The sequence below is a fragment of the Terrabacter koreensis genome (assembly GCF_054783315.1).
The window spans coordinates 1-21,136 of sequence record NZ_BAAGQU010000013.1; the positions used below are offsets into that span (position 1 = coordinate 1).

The 21,136-nt window shown below is 70.2% G+C and carries 23 protein-coding genes and 1 tRNA gene; 8 read left to right on the forward strand and 16 right to left on the reverse strand.

Annotated elements, in window-relative coordinates; all coding sequences use genetic code 11:
* Positions 1-236 (reverse strand): helix-turn-helix domain-containing protein (locus tag ACYVNR_RS20650; RefSeq protein ID WP_461050705.1); only part of this gene is annotated, 236 nt, incomplete at its 3' end.
* Between the two features lie 274 nt (positions 237-510).
* Positions 511-586, reverse strand: a tRNA-Arg gene (locus ACYVNR_RS20655).
* A 338-nt stretch (positions 587-924) separates the two neighbouring features.
* On the opposite strand from ACYVNR_RS20655, the gene ACYVNR_RS20660 reads away from it, so the two are divergent.
* Positions 925-1,218, forward strand: a complete 294-nt coding sequence (locus ACYVNR_RS20660; protein WP_045186844.1) for a hypothetical protein — start codon at positions 925-927, stop codon at positions 1,216-1,218.
* A 116-nt stretch (positions 1,219-1,334) separates the two neighbouring features.
* Here the strand turns inward: ACYVNR_RS20660 and ACYVNR_RS20665 are convergent, their stop codons facing one another.
* The 5 genes from ACYVNR_RS20665 to ACYVNR_RS20685 all read right to left on the reverse strand — a co-directional run bounded on the left by ACYVNR_RS20665 (position 1,335) and on the right by ACYVNR_RS20685 (position 4,546).
* A complete protein-coding gene (locus tag ACYVNR_RS20665; RefSeq protein ID WP_458801527.1) occupies positions 1,335-1,769 on the reverse strand; it encodes a GNAT family N-acetyltransferase in 435 nt (144 codons plus the stop codon).
* A gap of 172 nt (positions 1,770-1,941) precedes the next feature.
* Positions 1,942-2,610, reverse strand: a complete 669-nt coding sequence (locus ACYVNR_RS20670) for a hypothetical protein (RefSeq protein ID WP_461050708.1) — start codon at positions 2,608-2,610, stop codon at positions 1,942-1,944.
* A gap of 273 nt (positions 2,611-2,883) precedes the next feature.
* Positions 2,884-3,045 carry a hypothetical protein gene (locus ACYVNR_RS20675; RefSeq protein WP_461050710.1) on the reverse strand — a complete coding sequence of 54 codons (162 nt, stop codon included), beginning with the start codon at positions 3,043-3,045 and terminating at the stop codon, positions 2,884-2,886.
* 45 nt (positions 3,046-3,090) lie between these two features.
* Complete coding sequence (locus ACYVNR_RS20680) at positions 3,091-3,804, reverse strand: DUF4241 domain-containing protein (RefSeq protein WP_461050712.1); 714 nt, start codon at positions 3,802-3,804, stop codon at positions 3,091-3,093.
* A 73-nt stretch (positions 3,805-3,877) separates the two neighbouring features.
* Complete coding sequence (locus ACYVNR_RS20685; protein ID WP_461050714.1) at positions 3,878-4,546, reverse strand: hypothetical protein; 669 nt, start codon at positions 4,544-4,546, stop codon at positions 3,878-3,880.
* Positions 4,547-4,692: 146 nt separating this feature from the next.
* On the opposite strand from ACYVNR_RS20685, the gene ACYVNR_RS20690 reads away from it, so the two are divergent.
* Both ACYVNR_RS20690 and ACYVNR_RS20695 read left to right on the forward strand, forming a co-directional pair.
* Positions 4,693-5,118 (forward strand): hypothetical protein, encoded by a 426-nt coding sequence (locus ACYVNR_RS20690; protein WP_461050716.1) that lies wholly within the window; start codon positions 4,693-4,695, stop codon positions 5,116-5,118.
* A 1,403-nt stretch (positions 5,119-6,521) separates the two neighbouring features.
* The gene (locus tag ACYVNR_RS20695) at positions 6,522-6,902 is read left to right on the forward strand and encodes a hypothetical protein (protein ID WP_461050718.1); all 381 of its coding nucleotides are present in this window, start codon (positions 6,522-6,524) and stop codon (positions 6,900-6,902) included.
* Between the two features lie 482 nt (positions 6,903-7,384).
* Here ACYVNR_RS20695 and ACYVNR_RS20700 read toward each other — a convergent pair whose 3' ends face one another.
* From ACYVNR_RS20700 to ACYVNR_RS20715, 4 genes are all read right to left on the reverse strand, one after another.
* Entirely contained in the window at positions 7,385-8,119 is a 735-nt protein-coding gene (locus ACYVNR_RS20700; RefSeq protein ID WP_461050720.1) for a hypothetical protein, read from the reverse strand.
* Positions 8,120-8,422: 303 nt separating this feature from the next.
* Positions 8,423-9,058, reverse strand: coding sequence for an ATP-binding protein (locus ACYVNR_RS20705; RefSeq protein ID WP_461050722.1), 636 nt, complete (start codon positions 9,056-9,058; stop codon positions 8,423-8,425).
* 69 nt (positions 9,059-9,127) lie between these two features.
* The gene (locus tag ACYVNR_RS20710; RefSeq protein WP_461050724.1) at positions 9,128-9,670 is read right to left on the reverse strand and encodes a GNAT family N-acetyltransferase; all 543 of its coding nucleotides are present in this window, start codon (positions 9,668-9,670) and stop codon (positions 9,128-9,130) included.
* A 22-nt stretch (positions 9,671-9,692) separates the two neighbouring features.
* The gene (locus ACYVNR_RS20715) at positions 9,693-10,274 is read right to left on the reverse strand and encodes a DinB family protein (RefSeq protein ID WP_461050726.1); all 582 of its coding nucleotides are present in this window, start codon (positions 10,272-10,274) and stop codon (positions 9,693-9,695) included.
* Between the two features lie 146 nt (positions 10,275-10,420).
* On the opposite strand from ACYVNR_RS20715, the gene ACYVNR_RS20720 reads away from it, so the two are divergent.
* The 5 genes from ACYVNR_RS20720 to ACYVNR_RS20740 all read left to right on the forward strand — a co-directional run bounded on the left by ACYVNR_RS20720 (position 10,421) and on the right by ACYVNR_RS20740 (position 16,699).
* Entirely contained in the window at positions 10,421-10,810 is a 390-nt protein-coding gene (locus tag ACYVNR_RS20720; protein ID WP_461050728.1) for a hypothetical protein, read from the forward strand.
* A complete protein-coding gene (locus tag ACYVNR_RS20725) occupies positions 10,807-11,280 on the forward strand; it encodes a hypothetical protein (RefSeq protein WP_461050730.1) in 474 nt (157 codons plus the stop codon). Before ACYVNR_RS20720 ends, ACYVNR_RS20725 begins: the two co-directional genes overlap by 4 nt.
* Before the next feature lie 105 nt (positions 11,281-11,385).
* The gene (locus ACYVNR_RS20730; RefSeq protein WP_045186814.1) at positions 11,386-11,868 is read left to right on the forward strand and encodes a hypothetical protein; all 483 of its coding nucleotides are present in this window, start codon (positions 11,386-11,388) and stop codon (positions 11,866-11,868) included.
* Between the two features lie 146 nt (positions 11,869-12,014).
* Positions 12,015-16,175: an AAA domain-containing protein gene (locus tag ACYVNR_RS20735; protein WP_461050733.1), complete on the forward strand. Its 4,161-nt coding sequence runs from the start codon at positions 12,015-12,017 to the stop codon at positions 16,173-16,175.
* Positions 16,176-16,261: 86 nt separating this feature from the next.
* Entirely contained in the window at positions 16,262-16,699 is a 438-nt protein-coding gene (locus ACYVNR_RS20740) for a tetratricopeptide repeat protein (RefSeq protein ID WP_461050735.1), read from the forward strand.
* Positions 16,700-16,865: 166 nt separating this feature from the next.
* On the opposite strand, the gene mscL is transcribed toward ACYVNR_RS20740, so the two are convergent.
* From mscL to ACYVNR_RS20765, 5 genes are all read right to left on the reverse strand, one after another.
* Positions 16,866-17,231 carry a large conductance mechanosensitive channel protein MscL gene (mscL, locus tag ACYVNR_RS20745; protein ID WP_045186806.1) on the reverse strand — a complete coding sequence of 122 codons (366 nt, stop codon included), beginning with the start codon at positions 17,229-17,231 and terminating at the stop codon, positions 16,866-16,868.
* Positions 17,232-17,418: 187 nt separating this feature from the next.
* Positions 17,419-18,105 carry an SAF domain-containing protein gene (locus ACYVNR_RS20750; RefSeq protein WP_461050737.1) on the reverse strand — a complete coding sequence of 229 codons (687 nt, stop codon included), beginning with the start codon at positions 18,103-18,105 and terminating at the stop codon, positions 17,419-17,421.
* Positions 18,105-18,971: an S-methyl-5'-thioadenosine phosphorylase gene (locus ACYVNR_RS20755; protein ID WP_461050739.1), complete on the reverse strand. Its 867-nt coding sequence runs from the start codon at positions 18,969-18,971 to the stop codon at positions 18,105-18,107. Before ACYVNR_RS20755 ends, ACYVNR_RS20750 begins: the two co-directional genes overlap by 1 nt.
* Before the next feature lie 73 nt (positions 18,972-19,044).
* Complete coding sequence (locus ACYVNR_RS20760; RefSeq protein ID WP_461050741.1) at positions 19,045-19,455, reverse strand: FmdB family zinc ribbon protein; 411 nt, start codon at positions 19,453-19,455, stop codon at positions 19,045-19,047.
* A gap of 44 nt (positions 19,456-19,499) precedes the next feature.
* A complete protein-coding gene (locus tag ACYVNR_RS20765) occupies positions 19,500-21,020 on the reverse strand; it encodes a potassium/proton antiporter (protein WP_082080618.1) in 1,521 nt (506 codons plus the stop codon).
* Positions 21,021-21,136: the final 116 nt, after the last annotated feature.

The window sequence follows — 21,136 nt, forward strand, 5'->3', positions numbered from 1 at the left end:
TCGGCGATGACCGTGCCGGGCATGTCCGGATGCTCGATCAGCAACTGCCTCACCAACGGCTCGAACGGTGTGAACGCCGTCGATACGGCCGGCCGCTCGTACTTCGGTGGCCGGTCCGACGCCACCGCCCGCGCCACCGTCGCCCGACCAATCCCCAGGTCCCGCGCGACCTGACGCTGCGGCACACCATCGGCGACCAGCCGCCGGAGCAGAGCCCAATCCTCCACTGAGATCACCCATCCAATCTGTCTGGGTGGCCTCGTTTTCGACCGTCGCTATGGCCTCATTTTCGAGCGTCGTCGACAGAGCTTGCGGGTCGTGCTTGATGGTCTGGCGGTGTGGGCCGTGCTGGGGCACTCGACCGCCTTGTATCGCTGCTCGGCCACGCTCATCTCCTTCATCAGGAGAGCGTCAATGGTCAGCCGACGCAGCTGTCAACCATCACCCGAAACACTGTCGGGCATCAGGCGAAGCCCGAAGGTCAAGCATCAGGCGAAGTCATACGACGTGTGGTGCCCCCGGCAGGATTCGAACCTGCGACACCCGCTTTAGGAGAGCGGTGCTCTATCCCCTGAGCTACGAGGGCGGGGCATGGCTGAAACCTCGATGGAAACCTCGTCGCAGCTGTAAACCTTGATGCAACCAGGCCCTGCCGGGCCGACCAACGGGAGACAGGCTACTGGACCGCGGCTGGCGGCCGGCGCGTGGCTGCCCACGGCGCGGCGGAGCGGACCATCGGCGGCAGCGCGTTTCAGCCATACTCCACGGGCGGGGCATGGCCGAAACCTTCGCTGAAACCTCGCCGGAAGGGTTGTCGTAAACCTCGCTGCCGCGAGGCCCTGCCGGGCCGGCCGCGCTGAGGCAACCTCCGGCGGGTTCCTGCGATGTGTTGGTGGCGGCGCTGGCATGCGAGAGGCTTCAGGTATGCCCACACGCACGTTCAGAGCAGTGATGGAGAACGGCGACACCTATGACGACCCTTCCGAGGACGTCCTCCTCTTGCTACTCGAGGACCTGGCTGCGGGTGACGGGTCGTGGGTCATCGTCGAGAAGGTCGTGGACGCGTCAGGTCAGACGTACGCGCAGGCGCTCCGGCTTTCCGACGGGTCGTTCCAGGTCGAGCGGCGGCGCGGCAGCGCCGACACGCACGAGGTGGCTGCCGCGCAGCCTCTACGAGAAGCGCACGAACTGCTGACCCGGTGGGCGTTTGCGCTGTAGCCGATCGGAGCCCCTGGCCGACGCTCCGTGTGTCCCGGTCGGTCACTGGTCCAATGTCGCCGGCGCCCACCGCTGCTGGTCCCGATGACCGCTGGGCGGCATGAGCATGCGAAGGCTTAGCTGCCTGACTGGTCGAGGATCATGAGCTTCTCAGGGTTGGGCATGGGTACGAATCCGACGCGGGCATAGACGTCGTGGGCGTCGAGTGTCGAGAGCAGCACCCGCTTCAGACCCAGGGGCCGGAGCCTGGCAACGACGGCCTCCGACAATCGGGTGCCCAGCCCTTGGCCGCGGTGGTCGCGGTCGACGTACACGTCGCAAAGCCAGGCGAAGGTTGCATGGTCGGTCGCGACGCGTGCATACGCCACTTGAGTTCCGTCGCGGGTGAACGCCCCGAAGTTCAACGAGTTGCGCGCCGCCGTCTCGACGGTCTCGCGGGTACGCCCGAGTGCCCAGAAAGCATCGGTGGACAGCCACTGATGAACACGATCGAGGTCCATGCGGGCGAGGTCGGAGTCGATCTCGTAGTCAGTGCTGCGGTGGGCGCTCACATCGCTATTTTGTCAGCCGCCTGTGCCGAGGTGCCTTACCTGGGTTGCCTCCAAGGCGGCCATGAGGTTCCTGAGCGTGGCAGGGTCGGGCGTTCGCCGGCAGTGCGGCGACAGGGGACGGCCGCCTTGACCAGGTCGGGTCGCCCGGCTCGTTGTAGCCCGGTTTGGGCGTTCAACGGTCCCAGAGGAGGACCTCCAGCGCGGCGACCAGACGGGAGCGCAGAGGCGCCTGTTCCTGGGCGAGTTCGATGAGGTCCTCGTTGCTCTTGGCGAGCCTCTCGAGCAGGGCGCCTGCCTCGTCCTCGTCGCGGATCATGGTCATGGCCAGTCTGCTGGCCGGGTCGGTCAGGTCATGCGGGGGGACCGGGTGGCGCGGCAACGCCGCGAGGAGCAGAAGGACTCGCTGCTCGGCGCGCGAGATCGTCGGCCACAGGGCCAAGAGGTCCTCGGAGGCGTCGGTGACGGTCACGCGCACCGCCTCGTGGTACGGCTCGGGGCGGTACCCGTACGCGCGCGCCTCGTCCAACGCGGCGGCTGCGAGGAACAAGGTGTAAAGGAGGTCCAGGCGTCGCTTCGGAGAGAGTTGAGGTGCCGCGGCCAGATGGGCGACGAGCCGTAATGCGGGCGCGGTGGAGCTGTAGCTGCTGCCCTGGTGAGTCACGGAGCCGACAAGGTCGTCCAGGTGCTTGCTCCACTGGTCGTTGTTGGCTGCAAGCCCGGTCAGCATCCGGGGGACGTCGGCGGCGTTGCCGTAGGCGTGCTCGAGCCGAGCCCAGTTCACGTCCTCGACGCCGGCCAGCCTCACCGGCTCCCCGGGCCCGTCCAGCAGGTCCTCGTCCACGGCGTCCGACTCGTGCCGCTCACGGTCGCCGGCCCGGGCCGGGCTCCCCGCCAAGGCTGTCAACCGGCGCTCGTGCACGGTGACGTCGTCGAGCTCGTGGACGAGGCCGACCCGCGTGAACGACCGCATGAGCGTTGCGGTGTGCCCGGTGCCGCTGCCAGAGGAGCGGCCCCCGAACCGTTGAGCCAGCATCCGCACCGCATGGTCCTCCTGCGCCTGCCACCAGCGTTCGTCGTCGTCGGGGAGGGGCCCGGTCGCGATGGAGGTGACGTCTCAGTGGCCCTGCTCGCGCGGTCGCATCGTCGGCTTGCCGAACCAGAAACTGGACGGGTCACGGAGCGCCCAGTCGACCTCCCGGACGGCGACCAGGGCGTGCCCACGGGCGGCGAGCTCGTCGGCCACGGCGCGTGCCGAAGCCTCCTCAGGGACGGTCACCGTGTACGTCTGGGCCAGGTGCGGCTGGTGCGGCATGAGCGTCGGTCACGACCAGTGGTTGGTGGGTGCGGCTTTGAGCCGGATTGCGGGAACCTCTGGCGATGGTGGCCACTCATGGACGGCGAACTGGTATCGGCCCTCTCCAACCACGAGGAAGTCGACATGGACCGCCAGCGGATTGCCGCTCGCGTCACGTGTCACGTACAGCGGGTACTCACCGTCGTCGCTGGGACTCATGACCCCGATGACGTTCTCCCCGTGCGCGGCCCACGGGAGCGTCGCATCGAGGACACCCTGCGGGTGCTGACCGGCCATGGTGGTCCACGCCTCGAATTCCGGGGACTCGGGCGGCAGGATCTGGCCGGCAGCGGCGAGGGCGTCGACGAGGCCCACTCCACCTCCGTATGTCGTGACGCCGTGCAACGTTGCGTCGACCCAGGTTCCGGGCGCCGGCTCGACGCTGACGGGCTCGCCGTCGGCCAGCACGAGGGATAGGTAGGCGGCATCACTGAACTCTGTGTCGTCATCCGAAGGATAGGTGGCCTGAGTGAGGATGACTGGGTAGACGCCAGGCTCGACCTGCACCTCGAGTGGACTGTCCAACGACGCAAACGGGTCGACCGCCCCCAGCCTGCCCGAGGGCACGGCCAGCGTCCCGATCTGCGTGGGGACCAGGTCGACCAGCTGGCCCTCGTCCCCAACGGCTCGCCCGGGCCTGGCGCCGAAGAACTCAGCCAGGCTCAGCGCGGTCTCGTGCACAAAGGGAGGTTAGCGGCTCGGATCCAGCGAGGTTCATCAAGCGATCGGGTTGCGGCACTTGCGCGGATGTCGCTTACGACGTGGAAAGACCCAGCTCGTCGAGCTGTTCGCGGACTCTCTCGTAGTCGGCGTCGGGGTTGAGTGCGGAGAGGGTCGAGGGGTCGAGCGGGTGTGACTGGCACACGGCGCTGAGGGCTGCTTCGCTGGGGCTCATCTCGAGGTGGTTCTGGGCGAAGCGCGCGTACGCGTCAGGGCTGTCCTCGAGGATCAGATGAAAGAGCTCCTCGGCTCCGTCAGGGTCCGGATCGTCCGCCGGCGGGGCGGCGTTCCCGGTATGCCAAGTCCGTCCGTCCGTGGACCAGAAGGCTGCGGTTGCCATGAGAACGTCAGCGAGCTGGAAGCGAGCGTCCCGGGTCAGGAGTTCGAACTGGGTTGGCATGCCGTCAAGGAGTCCCGGCCACGGCGAGACAGGTGTGAGTGTGAAGGGGTTCATCGCGGACTCGTGCGCGAATCCCCAGCCGAAGACTGCCTCGTCGGTGAAGGCGATGAAGTAGCGATCGCCTGAACCGTTGTCCATGCTGGCCAGTGCCACACCAGAGGGGTCGTGCGGATCGAAGCGGAAGTAGCGGTCTTCGGGGTCGTCTTCCGGGCTCATCGCGACGTCAAGGACGGCAAGGGCCAAGGACAGCTCGCGCAGGCGGTCTGGAGATGGAAGTCGTTCACGCAGGACGGCCATGGTCACGCGCGTCAGAGTGACACATTCGCTCGTTCAGATACGCGCACGACGGAAGTCCTCGGCGCGGCATCATGGAATGTCCCCACGACCGCGAGCGCTTCTGCACGAGTCGCCGATGAACGCCGTTACCATCCACGCGTGCAGGGGAACAGTTGGTAGCCATCAAATGGCGCGCAAATCCGCCCATCGAAGACCCAATCCCGTTTACCAAGGAGCGGGTGACGGCATGGGGCGCTGTCATCGCAACACTCACCGTGGTGGTCATCACCTCGCTACGGGCCTTCGAAGTCCCACTGTCAGAGAATGTGCACTTGTTGGTTGTCGCTGCGGCGCCCCCGTCCTGGCTGGCTCTGGGCCGCGGGGTCTACGCGTCGGCGTTGGCTCGTCTGGACATGGCACAGATTCGGCGGACCGGCAGGAGTGATTTAGTTACCGACGTTGTGGTCTGCGCGCTGGCAGGTATTGGTTGCGTGGTGCTCGCCATCGTCGGCGATTCGTGGTTGTGGCTGGGGTGCGCCCTGTTTGTGGCAATCGCAACCGATCAAGCGCGATTCCTACGAGCAAGCCGCGTCTCGTAGGACCGCGCGGGTCAAGGCCGGACCTCCTGCGGCGGATCCGGACGTTCCGCGTCGAGGGAGCTATGTCGGCTGCACTTGAACGCTTACGACGCGGTAACCGCGCTCGTCGCTCGCGTCCGGAGCGACTATGCACACATAAGGGCGGTCGCTCACGTCGCCACTGCCAGCTGTGCGGACGGTGGCCACTGCGGATACCCGTAGCCCTCCGTCAGCGAGTTCCTCGACCGACACTTGGGTCTTTTCCCACGACTGCCCGGACGTCAGCCCGAGCTGCGATTCGACTGGCAGTGAGCACTTGGCTACTGCGCGTTGCGTGTCCCCTGTTGTGTCAGCACACGCACTCAGCGCGAGCACAGCCAGTACCAGCGGCAGGCCCCCTGCAGTCCTCATGGGCGCGAAACTACCGGGGCCGGCACCGCCCTGCCGAGTCAAGCCCCAAGGATGGCAGATTGGGACGTTGGTCTTCGGTTGTCAGGACTGGCAGTCCACGGCGACCACGCGGGGGCCCGAACCGAAGCTGCCCTCGTCAACCGGCACGGTGGCGAACTTGATGGGTACCACCTGCGACCGAGAGGGGTGCCGTTCGGTCGGCGGCAGCAAGCAGTCGGGCCATCCTCCGTCGTGGCTCTCTCCTCGAGCGTCCACCCAGCGCGGGACGCCATCGCGTGCGCCGAAGGTCCAGTCCTCCTCGCCGTTAGAGGTGGCGGTGAACTGCGGGGAGGTCTCAGTGCCTCCGAGGGTCGCGGTGCCCTCGTGCCAGGTGACGTCATCGCCCGTGGCGCGTCCGAGTGCGAATGAGCCGCTGCCCAGGAGGGCAACGGCCAGGATGAGGCCGACGGTCCGGCGTGCGTGCATGGAGTTCTCCCTGTCTGCGTCAGCAAGTTCTACCGGACCGGCTGTAGTTGCGCCCGGTGGCGCTCGGAGAGCGGCAAAGTCGGACCTCATTCGTCGAGCGGCATGCCAGCGGTCTCGATTCAGCGTGGCGTAAGCCCATCGCATCGATGCGAGCGCGCCGTTAAGGGCGCCACCCGGGTTCGCGTCGCGATCGCCGGGGACCGAGCCGCGATGCGGTGGCCTACGGACGGCCGACGGGGTGCTCGGGCGCTCCACGCGTTCTGGCGCTTCGAGGGTGGGGGCACCCCTGTGCCCGGCCGCCAAGGCTGAATCGGCTGAGCCGCTGGGCCAACTTTCCCGGGACGCTCAACGCCATTGCCACGTCGGCCTGCTCGCTGCAGCCGTGGAGGTGTCGACCGTGAACAGAGAGCCGTGCGCGAGTCCGCATTACGCCTTTTCGTGACGATATGCTCCCCGCTGATGGTCAACGTGGCACGTTGCCATCCGTTCGTCCATATGAGTGAGGGAGCGCGCCCGCCTCTTCACAGCCAATCACAGGGGAGTAGCACATGAAGTTCGTCTCAAAGTTCGCCACCGTGGCCGTGGCCGCGGCCACGGCGTCCGTAGCGGTGGTGACGATGGCAGCGCCGGCCAATGCAGCAGACCACACCTTGTTCTCGGCGAGTGGGAAGGCATACGGCTGGTACGACGATTCGAACAATCGAATCGTTATCTGCGACATGGCCAGCGGGGACGGCGACGGGGCGAACGCCTCGATCCAGGGGGGTGGATGGGCCTGGGGTGGCAACATCGTTTACAACGGCTGCGTGTCAGAAGGTGGGATCGCCGATGGTGTGAGCGTCAGGATGACGGTCTGCGATTGGGTGTGGTCACCGGCAATGCAGATGCGGACGACCACGGGCTGTAGGAACGACTGGTTCACGTCCTGACCGGCCTCGCGCAGTTCTCGGGATCGGAGATCTGCTACGTCCGATGATCGGCACGTTCGACGAGCGGCACAACCCGATGCCCGTTCGACGAGCGGCAATAGCGGACGCCTACATGTCGGCCTGCGTGCGAGCTTGGTGTTGCGTCGGCGGAGGAGGTTGCGGCACGAGGGGCGACCGATCTCCAGCGTCGTCTGGGCCCTTTGGACGCGGCGAAAGGATCTCCCAGCCGCCGTGGTACCACATCCAGGAGTGAGCGAACCGGTCCACGAACGGTGTCCGGAACCAGATGCGGACCCAGAGCGGCACTTGATCCAAGCGGGCTGTGAGCCCATACGGTGGCGTCCAGTTCCAGGCAGGCCGCATGCCAGCGGGTGGCACCCACGAGCCTGGCGACATCTCCACGCCGTCGGTCATCCCATCACTCTCGCATCCCATCGGCGGCAGAGGCGAACGATGCACCCTGCCTACTTCTTCGGCTCTTCTCAGCGAGTTCGGGCGTTCGTCGGTCGGGACGTGGCCTCGAGGAGCACCGACGTTCCCGTTTGCGGGGCCGGCTGACCCGGGGCGCTGACGTACGCGACTACCCTGCCGGGTGAGGGGCGCAGGAGCCCGGTGCGGGCAAACTCCAAGACCGTTGCAGCAGAGGGCCCTTGGACGTACATCGTCAACTGCCCGTTCTCGACGAAGGGGCCATACACGGCCACTCCCGAAGGCAAGCCCCCGGCCCCGGCGCGACTGAGGGTCTGTGGCAGCTCCCGCCACCACGCGACCACAGGGTCCTCCGTGCCGTGGGCCCCCAAGATGAGTCGGACCTCGACCTGGTCCGGCCCGACAGGCACGCGCTGCTCGAGGAGTGGTGGGGGCAGGCCTTCTCCGGTGATGGTCCACGTGTCTGAGCTGCAGGCACCTTCGCGACGCGCGACCACGGTGCCCTGCAGGTCGCGAGCCACCAGCCGGTCCCGCTCGCACTGGTGGCTACTGCTCGCCATCCAGTAGCCCTTCGTGCCCCACACGAGGGAACCCCGACGCCCCACCACGCCCGGGGGTGTCTCGGAGTCGGCGTACTCGATGAGCAGCGGGCGGCCGCTTTCGTTGGAAACCTTGAGATACGGATACGGCTCCTGCAGCGAGTGGAAGAGCAGGATCATCAGTGCGAGGTAGCCGGCGACGCCCACGCCGATGACGATGAGCGCGATGCGCAGTGCTTTGCCGACCACGGCCCCAGTCCGGCCCATGACGCCCCCTGTCCTTGCGCCGCCACGCTAGTGGGGACCCCGGGCCGAGCCGGCCAAATCACGCGACAGTGTTCGGCGATCGTGTCGTGCCGGCTGCTGGTTGCGTCGGCCCATCCAACGCCGCGACGCGTTGAAACCGTAGCCGCAACGCCCTTCCTCGTGTGCCGGTCCTTTAGCGCTCATCGGCACGAGAGGAAGAGTGCTTCCGCGTTCCATGAGCCATGGAGCTCGACCGAGCCCACGGGCACGCGCGACACACTGACGCATGGTGCCTCCGGCGCATCGTCAGCCGGGGGCATGACCGGATCCGCCGGCGGCGAGCACTCCGTCGCGGGTGACCTCCAGGTTCGGGAAGGCTCGAAGGTCTGCGTCGGTGAGGTCGCGCGGTCCGTCGACATCGGAGCGGAAGGTGATGCGCGTCCCTGTCCGGCCCCGGTACGGGACCGAGGTCAGCTCGTCGTCGGGGATGCCGAAGCGGTACGTCTGCGACCAGGAGGAGCCGCCGCGATGGTTGTCGTGAACGAGTTCCTCACTCAGGGCCGAGACGGTCGACATGCCGCGTCGGGGGAGGCCGTCCGGAAGCCTCGGCGCTTGGACCACGTCGTTGAAGCGCACGTCCGCGGTCGCCATGACCGGCTTGCGCACGACGGCGCCGTCGCTGTCGGTGCGCGTGTCCGTGCCGCGCCCGTCGTCGTCGATGGTGACGGTTCCGTCGGATCGAACGGTCACCGTCACGGTGCCGATGTGGCCCAGACTGGCGGCCTCGTCCTGCGCGTACGCCAGCACTTCGAGCATCAGATGCCGACGGCCACCGGCGGCCTGGCCCCGACCGAGCTGGCGGCGGACGTGTTCCAGGTGGACACGGTCCACGTCGGCGGCCCAGCGGTGGGTGGTGGTGGTCCAGGTGGTCCGATCGGTCATGTCCCGAACCTAACGGGATCTCGAGGATGAGCTGTGGTCGCGGGATCGGCGGAGAGGTGTGCCGGGCGATCAGGGGCTGGAGAACGTCATCGCACGGTCGGTGAAGGCCCAGTCCAGGCCGTCGTCGCCCTCGCCGTCGAAGTCGGGATCTCGTCGCAGGCCGACCTTGGCCGCGACTCTCTGGCTGGCCCGGTTCGAGGGGCGGATGCGGGCGACGACGATCTCGCCGGGGAGCGACTCCTGGGCCCAGCCCACCACAGCGGCCGCGGCTTCCGTGGCGTAACCCCGCCCCCAGGTCGAGGGAGGGAAGCGGTACATCAGGTTGAGGAAGCGTTCCTCGTGGATCGTCGTCCAGCGCACACCGCAGTTGCCGACGAGCCGTCCCGTCTCCTCTTCGAAGACGCCACAGTTGCCGAACCCGTGCTGTTCCCAGTGACGCAGCCACCGCCGCACCAGCGAGTCGACGTCGTCCAGCTGCGTCACCCGGTCCGACGGGTTGTGGCGGACGACCGACGGATTCGACAGGATCTCGAGGATCTCCGCGGCATCATGCTCCTCCGGCCGCCGCAGCGACAGCCGAGCGGTCGTCAGGCGAGGGGGCTGCTGGGGCACCTCGGCAATGTACTCGGCATCCTCAGGCGCCCGTGCGGCCGTCGACCCCCTCGCGGAGCAGGTCCGCGTGACCGCAGTGCTGCGCGTACTCCGTGATCATCCGCAGCACGAGCCAGCGCAGATCGACGTCTTCGTACCAGTCGAGCGGCCGTGCCGTGTCGTCGAGGTCGTGGGCGGCGACGATCTCGCGCGACACTGCGCACTCGGCGCGCCAGGTCTTCAGGTCCTCGGTGAAGTCGGCGTCGGCGGGCGGGTCGAAGTCGAGGTCAGGCTGGTCCTCGGTGAAGAAGAGGAACGGCACGTCGCGGCGCTCGAAGTTCTGCTGGAACCACCAGCGCTCGACACCGGCCAGGTGTCGCACGAGGCCGTGCAGCGACATCGTCGAGGGCGGCATGGATCGCGTCCGCGCCTGCTCGGGAGTGAGTCCGCGGCACTTCATCTCCACGGTGGCCCGGTAGTACTCGAGGTATGCCGTGAGCGCCGCGCGCTCGTCCGCCACGCGGGGGATGCGCGGCCGGTCGTCGTCGGCCCAGACCGGCGCGAAGTCCTCGTCGGACAGGCCTGACTCCGACCGCGTCCCGTGCGCCTCAGGGGTTTGCGTCATGCGGGTCACTCTGCCAGCGCACGGTCGCGAGAGCCTGCCCAGCGGCGGCGTGGATCGGCCCGCGCCGGCCGCGCTCCACGGGAGCTGGCGCGCTTCTGGCAAGATCCCGCGGAGCGATCGGGTTGTGGGAGAAGGGACACGCGACGGTGCGAGTACTGCGATGGGTGTTGCCGGGCGGGGTGCTGGCCGCTGCTGCGGTGTCGGTGGCGCAGGGCAAGGCGTGGGGCTACCTCTGCGGCGCGCTCGCGCTGCTCGCTATCGGGGGCCCTTGGTACGCAAGGAGGTTCGCAAACAACGACAGCGCGCTCCGTCTGTACTCCATCCTCTTCTGCGCCGGCCTCCTTGCCGCGGCCGCGACCTTCGCGGTGCTTGCCGTCACGTCCGAGCCGGACCGCCGGGGCGCCTTCGTCGGGCTCGCGATCATCTGGCTGGCGATGGCGGGTGGTGCCATCGGTCTCATGGTGGCGCTGGGGCGTCGGAAGCGCCGGTCTGGGGACGTGGTGACGAGCCGATCGTCGTCGGAGGGCCCGCGGTGACACCGGACCGGCTCGTCCCGGCACGATCTCGCAACGAGGTCTTCGACCGGCTCTACGAGGACGGCCGTGCGGCGGTGCTCGCCGGGACCCATCGCCAGGACGCACCGCCCGAGGACGGCGGTCGCTGGCCCGTGACCGTCGTCGCCATCCCGCCCCGGCCCACGCGCGAGACGCTGGAGGGGTGGATGACGCAGGCCCGCGCGTTCGCCGGTCCCGGGCACTTCCTCACGGGCCGCACCGACGCGAGCCACGTGACCATCCGCGCCCTCGAGGCCTACCGCGAGGGCGCCCACCCTGCCGAGGCGCGCTCGGAAGCGTGGGCATCGGCCATGACGGACGCGGCACGCGACACGGCGCCGCTGCGGCTGCACCTCACCGGAGTGACCCTCGCGGCGGGCTCCGTCATGGCGCAGCTGGAGCCCGCGGCCACCCCTTTCCGGCAAGCCGATTCGCAGCCACAGCTCACATAGCACGCATGCTGCGCATAAGCAAGTCGCCCTCTTGACGTGCTCTCGGGCGGCCCTCGACTCTGGGAGTTCCACGGGGCCCACCCGGGCCCCGACGAGGAGGTCCTAATGGACGAGAAGGTCATGAACCGCCGGCGAGTTCTGGTCGGCGCGGGGGCCGCGGGTGCCGTGGCCGTCGGCAGCGTGACGGGTGCGTCGTCGGCGTCGGCGAGCGGGAGCAGCGGTGCTGCCCCGAGCGGGAGCTGGGTGATCAACCGAAGGGACGACGCCCCGAGCACCGACCGAGCGAAGACGGTCGTCAGCTTCGCGGCCGGCCGGGTCATCGTCGTGCACGACATCTCCCCGGCCGGTCCTCCCGGGACGGGGACCTGGGCCTCCTTGGGCGGCGGTGCGTTCAAGGCGACGTTCTGGTTCGGCCAGCCCGGACCCGGCGGGCCCGGCAGCCCGGGGATCACCATCCGCGTGCGCGTGCGCGGCAAGGCCCGCAGGTACACGATCTCCGGCACCTACCGGTTCTCGGTCTTCGACCCTTCGGGCGCCGTGGTGCAGAGCGGCACCGGCTCCTTCAGCGGCCACCCGATCGAGGCCTGACCGCGCTCTTCCCGACGACACCCACCGACCGTAGGGGGCGGGGCCACGCGGACCCCGAGCACGTATGCCGTCCGGCCGGGAAGCGATTCCGCCGTGCGGGTCTGTCGATGGCAGGCCCGCACGGCTTCGTTGGTTAGCCTGCTGGAATGACGGACGCCCCCAGGACCGACCCTGCCCTCCAGGCCGAGTCGTCGGGCGATCCCCGCGCTGACCGTGTGGCGGCGGCGGTGCGCACGTGGCAGCGCACGCTCGTCGACCTCGGCGGCCGCAACACCCTGCTCTGGTATCGCGACCTGCCCTCGGGAACGCTCGACCTCACGACCGCCCACCCGGGCGGCGTCTCGATGCTGCTCGCCGGCCGGCGCACGCGCCTGTCCGACCTCGTGCGTGAGCCGGTCGCCTTCGACGAGGCGCGCCGCCGGGCTCGCGCCATCCGGTCCAAGGCCCTCGAGCTGCGCGAGGAGCGCGGCATCGCGGCGGGCTTCGTCGCCATCGGCATGGCGACGTGGTCGGTGCCCCGTGCGGCCCGCCCACCGGCGGCCCCCGTGCTGCTGCGGTCGTGCGTGCTTCGGCCCACCGGCGCGGCGCAGGAGGACTTCGAGCTCGACCTCGGGCCCGAGGTCGAGCTGAACCCGGTGCTGCGCGAGTACCTCCGCTCCGAGCAGGGCATCGAGATCGACGGCGACGCGCTCGCCGACCTCGCCACCGTCGGCAACGGCTTCGACCCCTACCCGGTGTATGCCGCCCTCGGCCACGAGTGCGCGGCCGTGCCCGAGTTCGCGATCGCGCCGCGGCTCGTGCTCGGCACCTTCTCCTACGCCAAGCTCCCGATGGTCGCCGACCTCGCCCTGCAGGGCGCCGGCCTCGCCGACCACGACGTCGTGGCGGCACTCGCCGGTGACGAGTCGGCGCTCGGTGCGGTGCGGCTGCGCGTGCCCGAGAGCGAGCCCGACCCGGACCCCGAGCACGAGCACCTCGTCCTCGACGCGGACTCGTCGCAGCATGCGGCCATCGACGCCGTACGCGCCGGCGCCCACCTCGTCATCAAGGGCCCTCCCGGCACGGGCAAGTCGCAGACCATCGTCAACCTCATCGCGTCGCTCGCTGCCGAGGGCAAGTCGACGCTCTTCGTCGCCGAGAAGCGTGCGGCCATCGACGCGGTGCTCAGCCGTCTCGACCGGCTCGGCCTCGGAGACCTCGTGCTCGACGCGTACGACGGCCCGACGAACAAGCGAGCCACGGCGCAGCAGTTCGCGCGGAGCCTCGACGCCGCGGTCGACAACGACGGTCCGGTCAGCGACCGCACCACCGCGACGCTGCGCGAGCGGCGCGCCCGCCTCCAGGCGCACGTGCAGGCGCTGCACGCCGTGCGCGACCCGTGGGGCGTGTCCGCGCACGAGGCGCAGGAGGCCCTCGTCGAGCTCGGCACCCGCACGCCGGCGCCGACGAGCCACGTGCGCATCGGGGGTCGCGAGCTCGCCGGCCTCAGCCGCACCCGGGCCGTCGAGCTCGGTCGGCGCCTCCGCGACGCCGCCGGCCTCGGCGCGTGGACGCGCGACGGCGACGACCCGTGGTACGCCGCGCGCATCCTCACCGCCGACGACGCCTCCAAGGCGCTCGACATCACGACCCGTCACAGCACGAGCGGGCTCGACGACGCCGCTCGTCAGCTGAACGCGATCCTCTCGGAATCGCATGTGCCGGAGGCGAACTCGCTCGAGGACTGGAAGGCTGCGTTCGCGACGATGGCCGACGTCCGCGAGACCCTCGAGGTGTTCCGGCCAGAGGTCTTCGACATCCCGCTCAAGGAGCACATCGCGGCGACGGCGACGCGCGACTGGCGCGACAACCGCGACATCGAGATGGGCTGGCTCGAGCGTTGGCGCATCCGCCAGCAGACCAAGCGGCTGCTGCGTCCTGGCCGCCCGCCGGCCAACCTCCACGAGGAGCTCGTGTCGGCGAGCGAGCAGCGCGAGCACTGGTTCGCGCTCGTGGGCGGCGGCGGCCGCCCCGAGATCTCGCCCCGGCTCGACGAGGGCCTGGCCCTGCTCGGCAGCCTGACCACCGATCTCGAGTGGCTCGACGAGCGGCTCCAGCCCGGACCCGGCGGGCAGACCCTGACCTCGCTGCCGCTCGCCGAGCTGCGCGAGCGGCTGGTCGCGCTGGCGGCCCGCCCCGACCGCATCGCCGTCCTGCCGCAGGTGACGTCGGTCCTCGACGAGGTGCGCGCCACCGGCTTGGGAGCCCTGGTCGACGACCTCGCGCGTCGTGGCACGCCCACCGAACAGGTGACGGCGGAGGTCGAGCACGTCTGGTGGGCCTCGCTCGCCCAGGAGATCACGGTGCGCGACCCCGCCTACGGCGCGCACGACGGGGCCGGCCTGCGCCGGGACGTCGCCGAGTTCGCCGAGGCCGACCGTGACCACCAGAAGGCGACGGTCGAACGGGTGCGCTCGGCGGTGGCCCGCAACGTGCGGGAGGTCCTCGCCGACCACCCCGCCCACGAGGCCCTCGTGCGGGCCGAGGCCGGCAAGGCCCGCCGTCACAGGCCGCTGCGCGACCTCATGCCGCACGCGGCCACGACTCTCACCGCGATCAAGCCCTGCTGGGCGATGAGCCCGCTCGTCGTCGCGTCCACCCTGCCCCCCGGGCGCTGGTTCGACGTCGTGATCTTCGACGAGGCCTCGCAGGTGCAGCCGGCCCAGGCGATCTCGGCGATCTCTCGTGCGCGTCAGGTCGTCGTGGCCGGCGACGAGCGTCAGCTGCCGCCGACGAACTTCTTCACCGTCGTCTCCGACGACGAGTCCGACAGCCCCGCCGGTGTGGACGAGGCCCTGACCGAGGGTTTCGAGTCCGTCCTCGACGTGCTGGCCGCGACCCTCCCCACCCGGAACCTGACCTGGCACTACCGCAGCCGCGACGAGCGCCTCATCGCGTTCGCCAACCAGTCGATGTACGACGGGCGGCTCACGACGTTCCCCGGCACGTCCATCGACTCGGCGGTCACCTTCGAACCGGTCGACGGCCAGGCGGAGGTGCAACCGGGCGTCGACGCCATCGAGACGACCGAGGCTGAGGTCGCCCGCGTCGTCGAGCTCGTCCTCGAGCACGCCCGCACCCGGCCCACGGAGTCCCTCGGGGTCATCGCCCTCGGGATCAAGCACGCCGACCGGCTCGAGGACGCCGTCACCGAGGCCCTCAGGGGTGCGCCCGACGTCTCGCGGTTCTTCGACGAGGCGCGCGAGGAGCGCTTCTTCGTCAAGAACCTCGAGCGGGTCCAGGGCGACGAGCGTGACGCCATCATCCTCTCGATCGGCTACGGCAAGACCCCGCACGGCCGGGTGCTGCACCGCTTCGGGCCGCTCAACAACGAGGGCGGCGAGCGACGTCTCAACGTCGCGATCACGCGTGCCCGCTCGCGCATGACCGTGGTGTCGGCCCTGCGCGCCGGCGACCTCGACCCGAGCCGCCTCAAGGCCCGCGGGGCGACGATGCTGCGCGACTTCCTCGCGTACGCCGAGAGTCGCGGTGTCGCCTCCGACGACGGCACGCTCTTCGCGACCGCCCCCATGACGAGCGACCCGCTGCGCAGCGACCTGGCCAGGCGGCTGCGCCGCGAGGGGCTCACCGTGCACGAGGACTACGGCACGGCGAGCCACCGCATCGACATCGCGATCGAGGACCCCTACCACCGGGGTCGCGCGCTGGTCGCCGTCGAGACGGACGGCGACCGGTATGCCGCCCTGCGCAGCACGCGCGACCGTGACCGTCTGCGGCCCGAACAGCTCGCCCGCCTCGGCTGGGTGCACGAGCGCGTCTGGACCACCGACCTCTTCCGAGACCCCGCCCGCGAGATCGCCCGGCTGCTCACCGTCGCCCGCACCACGTCACCGCCTCCTGCACCGGAGGCGGAGGCTGAGGAAGCGGCGCAGCAGCCGGACGTCCACCAGAACGGCGCGAGCACCTCGGGCGACCCGGCCGCACCCACCCCGGACACGGGCGCTCAGGGCGCGACCGCGACCCCGGGCGGCGGCGAGATCAGCGACGGCACTCCCGGCGGCGGCACTCGCGGCGACACTCGCGGTGACGACGCAGCCGCGCCGGCCCGCCCGAAGCGCAAGCGCCGTCGCGTGTTCCGCAAGGGCACGGCCGACACCGGGACCGACGGCGACGGTGACGGTGACGAGCCCGGTGCCGGGCTGCGACACAGCAGCGACGAGCTGGACCTCGGCTGGGGTGAACGTCCGTCCGGCTCCGGCGTCGGCGACCGCTGGCTCGAGGAGCAGCGGCCGCCGCACTACGAGTGAGGTGGCCGGCCCCAGAATGCGGCTAGGTCGGGCTGGGGCCCTCGCGGTCGTGGAATGTTGTACGATCTCGCGGCGTTGTGGGCGGCATGAACACGACGACTCCCTTCTCGCTGCGACTCTCGTGGGCCGAGGGTCTGTTCGAGCGAGGTGACTTCCTCGCCGCTGCCACCGCGCTCGCCGAGCTCGTCGACGAGATCGACTCCGCGCAGCTGGCCTCCTCGTCCGAGGGGGTGCTGCACTCGGTGACCGACCTGCGGCTCCTGCTGGCGCGCGCCTACTTCAAGTCCGCCCAGCTCGGGCGCGCGGAGGTCACGCTGGCCCGCGTCATCGAGGAGGCCCCGACCGACGCGTACGCCCACCTGCTGCTCGGCCGCACCCTCCAGCGCGCCGGCCGCCACGACGAGGCGGCCCGACCGCTGGCGCTGGCCGAGATCTTCGGTGGCTACGAGCGCCCGAAGGCCTACGGGACGAACGCTCCTGGGCCGGCTGACCACCCGAGCCCCGCGGCTTCGACGACTGCCTGACCTGCCCCCAGCCGTCCCCACGCCATCGAGTGCCCACTTCCCGACGAGTCGGGAAGTGGGCACTCGTCTGTTTGTGCGCGTCGCGTGCTCAGTTCCTCCGGGCTGGTGCGTGTGGGGAAGTGGGCCCTCGACGTGGCGTTGGTCCCGTGACGGTGTGACCCCGGGGTCAGCGTGCCCGGAGGGCGTCGCGGATCTCCTGCAGGAGGATGACCTCCTCCGAGGGTGCCTCGGGCTCGGGCTCGACGCCGGCCTTGCGTCGCTCGGCCAGGTGGTTCATGGGAACGACGACCATGAAGTAGACGGCTGCCGCCACGATGAGGAAGCTCACCAGCGCGGTGAGGAAGTTGCCGACGGACACGCCGCCGGGCTTGAAGGAGGAGAAGTCCGGCTGGCCGCCGAGCTTGCCGATGAGGTCCATGATGATCTTCACGAAGGCGTCGACGACCTTGCCGAACGCCGTGCCGATGACGACCGCGACCGCGAGGTCGATGACGTTTCCTCGCATGAGGAAGTCCTTGAAGCCCTTGATCATTCGCTTGTCCTGTCTCTCGTGACCCCCGAGGATCAGGCAGTTCGCCCATCAGGGAGACGAGCACCGGGCCGTCGCTGGGCGCGACCTCGACCCTCGTCTGCGTGGGGTTGCCAGGGGTTCCAGTGTGTCGGTGGAGGTTGCACACGGGTCGGCTGTGGCTCGTGTGTCGTGCCGGACGTCTCGAACCCTACTGCGTCGCAGGGCCGGTGCGGTGGATGGCGAGCACCAGGCTCTGGCCGGCCTCGAGGGCGCCGAGTCCGCGTGCCACGTCGGCGGCCTGCTGCGGCGCGAGGGCCAGGGTGAGCCGCGGCGGGGCCGCGACGCCGAGCCCCGTCGTCTCTGCGGAGTCGTGCACGGCCAGCACCACGACGTCGGTGGCGACCTGCGTGCCGGTGCCGGTGGCGTAGAGGTCGACACGGTTGCCGGGCCGCACCCCGACGGAGCTCGCGTCGACGACGGGCACGCTGAGCGCCACGTGGTCGGGCGGCTGCCCGGCGAGCAGGTCGCCGCCGAGGAGGCGCTCGGGCGTCAGCACCTCCCTCGTGGCGAGAGGCCCGGCGGCCATGCGGCCGACGGCGGCTTCGGGGGAGGTGAGCGCCGTCGCCGGCCGTTGGCTGCCCGGCCGGTTGACGACCTCGACGTCGTCGGCCGAGACGACCTCACCGGAAGCGACGTCCCGGAGCACGACCAGCGTCGGGGCCCCGACGCCGTCGGCCGGCGCGGGGCGCAGGGCTCCGATGGTGACCAGGGCCGCGGCCCCGGCCAGGACGGCTGCGAGCCCCCGGCGCCACCGCGACCGACGAGCACCGCGACGCCGCGGCCCGTCGGGCCACTGTGAGCGAGACCCGGAGCGGGGTCGATGCAGGCCGGACATCAGGGCAGCGTGAGCGGCAGCTCCAGCCCGTCGAGGCTGCGCCGGCACGGGCAGGTCGCGGACTCGTCCGGCTCGTAGGCCGGCATCTGGCCGATGGCGTCGCGCAGGATGGCACCGAGGCGCTCGACGTTGGTCGCGAAGACGCGCAGCACCTCCTCGTGCGTGACCGCCTCGCCACCCTCGACGCCGGCGTCGTGGTCGGTGACCATCGCGATGGTCGTGAAGCACATCGCCAGCTCACGGGCCAGGGCCGCCTCGGGCATCGCCGTCATGCCGACGATGCCGAAGCCCGCCTGCTGGTGCATCGCCGACTCGGCACGCGAGGAGAAGCGGGGACCGTTGATGACGACGAGGGTGCCGTCGGGCACGACCTGCAGGTCGGACAGGCGGGCGGCAGCGATGGCGACCTGGCGCCCGTTGGGGCAGTAGGGGTCGGCGAAACCGACGTGGACGACGGGCCCCTCCTGCTCGTAGATGGTGTGGGGGCGGCCCCAGGTGCGGTCGACGACCTGGTCGGGCACGACGATCGTGCCGGGCCCGTGCTCGGGCCGCAGCGACCCGACCGCGCAGGGCGAGAGGATCTGGCGCACCCCCACGGCGCGCAGGGCCCAGAGGTTGGCCCGGTAGTTGACCTTGTGGGGCGCGAAGCGGTGCCCCTTGCCGTGCCGGGCGACGAACGCGACCGAGCGGCCCTCGACCTCGCCGACGACGAGCGGGTCGCTCGGGCGCCCGAACGGGGTGTCGACGTCGACCGTCTCGTAGTCGTCGAGGAACTCGTAGAGACCCGAGCCGCCGATGACACCGATCTCGGCGCGCTGGCCGGCGGGGTCGGGCATCGTCGGGAGAGGCACCTGGTCAGTCATCATGCGGCGAGCCTAGGGGTGCCGCCGGCAGGCCGGCGCGACCCACGCCAACGGGTGGGGACAACGCCCCGTGACGTTAGGAGGCTGTGGACAACGAGGACGACGAGGACGACGTGCTGGCGCTGCCCGACGTCGAGGAGGAGCCGCCGGAGCCGTTCGACGAGCCGCCGCTCGAGGACGTCGACGAGCCGCCCGAGGGGCTGCCCGAGGTGTCGGAGGAGCTCGAGGACGAGGCGCTCGCGGTGTCCTTCTTGTCGCCACCGGACGGGGTCGACGCTCCCGAGCCCTTGGACGAGCCCTTCGCAGCCGCCCGCGAGTCGGTCTTGTAGAAGCCGGAGCCCTTGAACGCGATGCCGACCGGGTGGATCACCTTGCGCAGCCGGGGCTCGCCGCAGCTCGGGCACACGGTCAGCGCATCGTCGGTGAACGACTGGCGGATGTCGAACGCGTGGCCGCACTCTTGGCAGGCGTAGGAGTAGGTGGGCACAGGTGAACCTCGGACGTCGGATGGGGAATGAACCGCAGGCCAGTCTACGGCCAGCCGGCGAGGCGTCCGCCGCGGCTGATCTCGCGGATGCGGCGCTCCGTGCGCTGCTTGACCTTCGAGGTCGTCACGACGAGCAGCCGGTCGCCGTGCCGGATCGTCGTGTGCGGCTCGGGCACGAAGCCTTCGCCGCCCCGCACGACGAGGGTGACGTTGGCGCCCTTGGGGAGGCGGAGCTCGAAGACGGCGACGCCGTGCAGCCGTGACTCGGCGCCGACCGTCACCTGGATGACGTCGGCACCGATCTCCATGAGTGAGGTCGACTCCAGGTCGACGTCGACCGAGTGCACCTGCTCGGTGAGGCCGAGCCGCTTCGCGACCCACGGCAGCGTCGGGCCCTGAACGACGGTGAAGACGACGACGAGCATGAAGACGAGGTCGAAGATCCACTCGGTGTCGGGCGTCCCGGTGACGAGGGGCACCGTGGCGAGCACGACGGGCACCGCCCCACGCAGACCGGCCCACGAGAGGAACGCCTGCTCGCGCCAGGGCACCCGGAACCACGACACCGACACGACGACCGAGAGCGGCCGGGCGACCAGCAGCAGCACGAGCCCGATGACGAGGGCCTTGACGAACATCTCGTCGAGGCGCCGCGGGTCGGCCAGCAGGCCGAGCAGCACGAAGAGCCCGATCTGCGCGATCCAGCCCATCGCGTTGCCGAAGCTCTGGAAGGCCACGCGGTTCGGCAGGCCCATGTTGCCGAGCACGAGCGCGGCGAGGTACGTCGCGAGGAAGCCGGACACGTGGACGGCGGCGCCGACGGCATACGCGAGGACGGTGAGCGACACGACCCCGATGGAGAAGAGGGCGGACGACGCGCCCGCCACCCGGCGCAGCAACTGCCCGCCGGCCCACCCCACGACGCCACCCACGAGCGCGCCACCCGCGAGCTCGACCACGGTGTGGAAGAGCAGCACCCACCAGGGATCGCTGGTCCCTCCCGGCAAGCCCTGCGAGGCGAACGCGACGACGAGGATGACGACCGGGGCGTCGTTGAAGCCGGACTCGGCCTCGAGCATGCCCGAGATGCGGCGGGGGAGCGCGACGTTGCGCAGCACGGCGAAGACGGCGGCGGCGTCGGTCGAGGAGACGATGGCCCCGATGAGCAGCGAGATGGTCCACGACAGGGGCAGGAAGGTGTGGGCCGCGACGGCGACCACGAGCACCGAGACGACCACCCCGACCGTCGAGAGCACGGCAGCGGGGGCCACCGACCGCTTGATGTTGCTCCACGACGTCGTCAGGCCACCCTCGGCGAGGATGAGCACGAGGGCCGCGTAGCCGAGCACGCGCGTCGTCGACGCGTCGTCGAACTGGATGCCGGCGCCGGCGTTGCCCAGCGCGAGACCGATGCCGAGGTAGATGAGGAGCGAGGGCAGACCCGAACGCACCGACAGGCGGACGGCGGCGACGGCCACGAGGAGCACCAGCGAGCCGATGAGGAGCACACGCGTCAGGTCGTCGAGGGTCATGCTCGACGACGTGATGGACGCGAGTGCGGGCAACGGCAGCTCCTGAGGTGTGGGGCAATCCAACCATCCCGACGTGCGCGCCCGGGCACGTGTCCGCGGCAGTCGACGCCTGACGTGACGGCTCGGCAACGATGCGGCGCGGCGCCCTC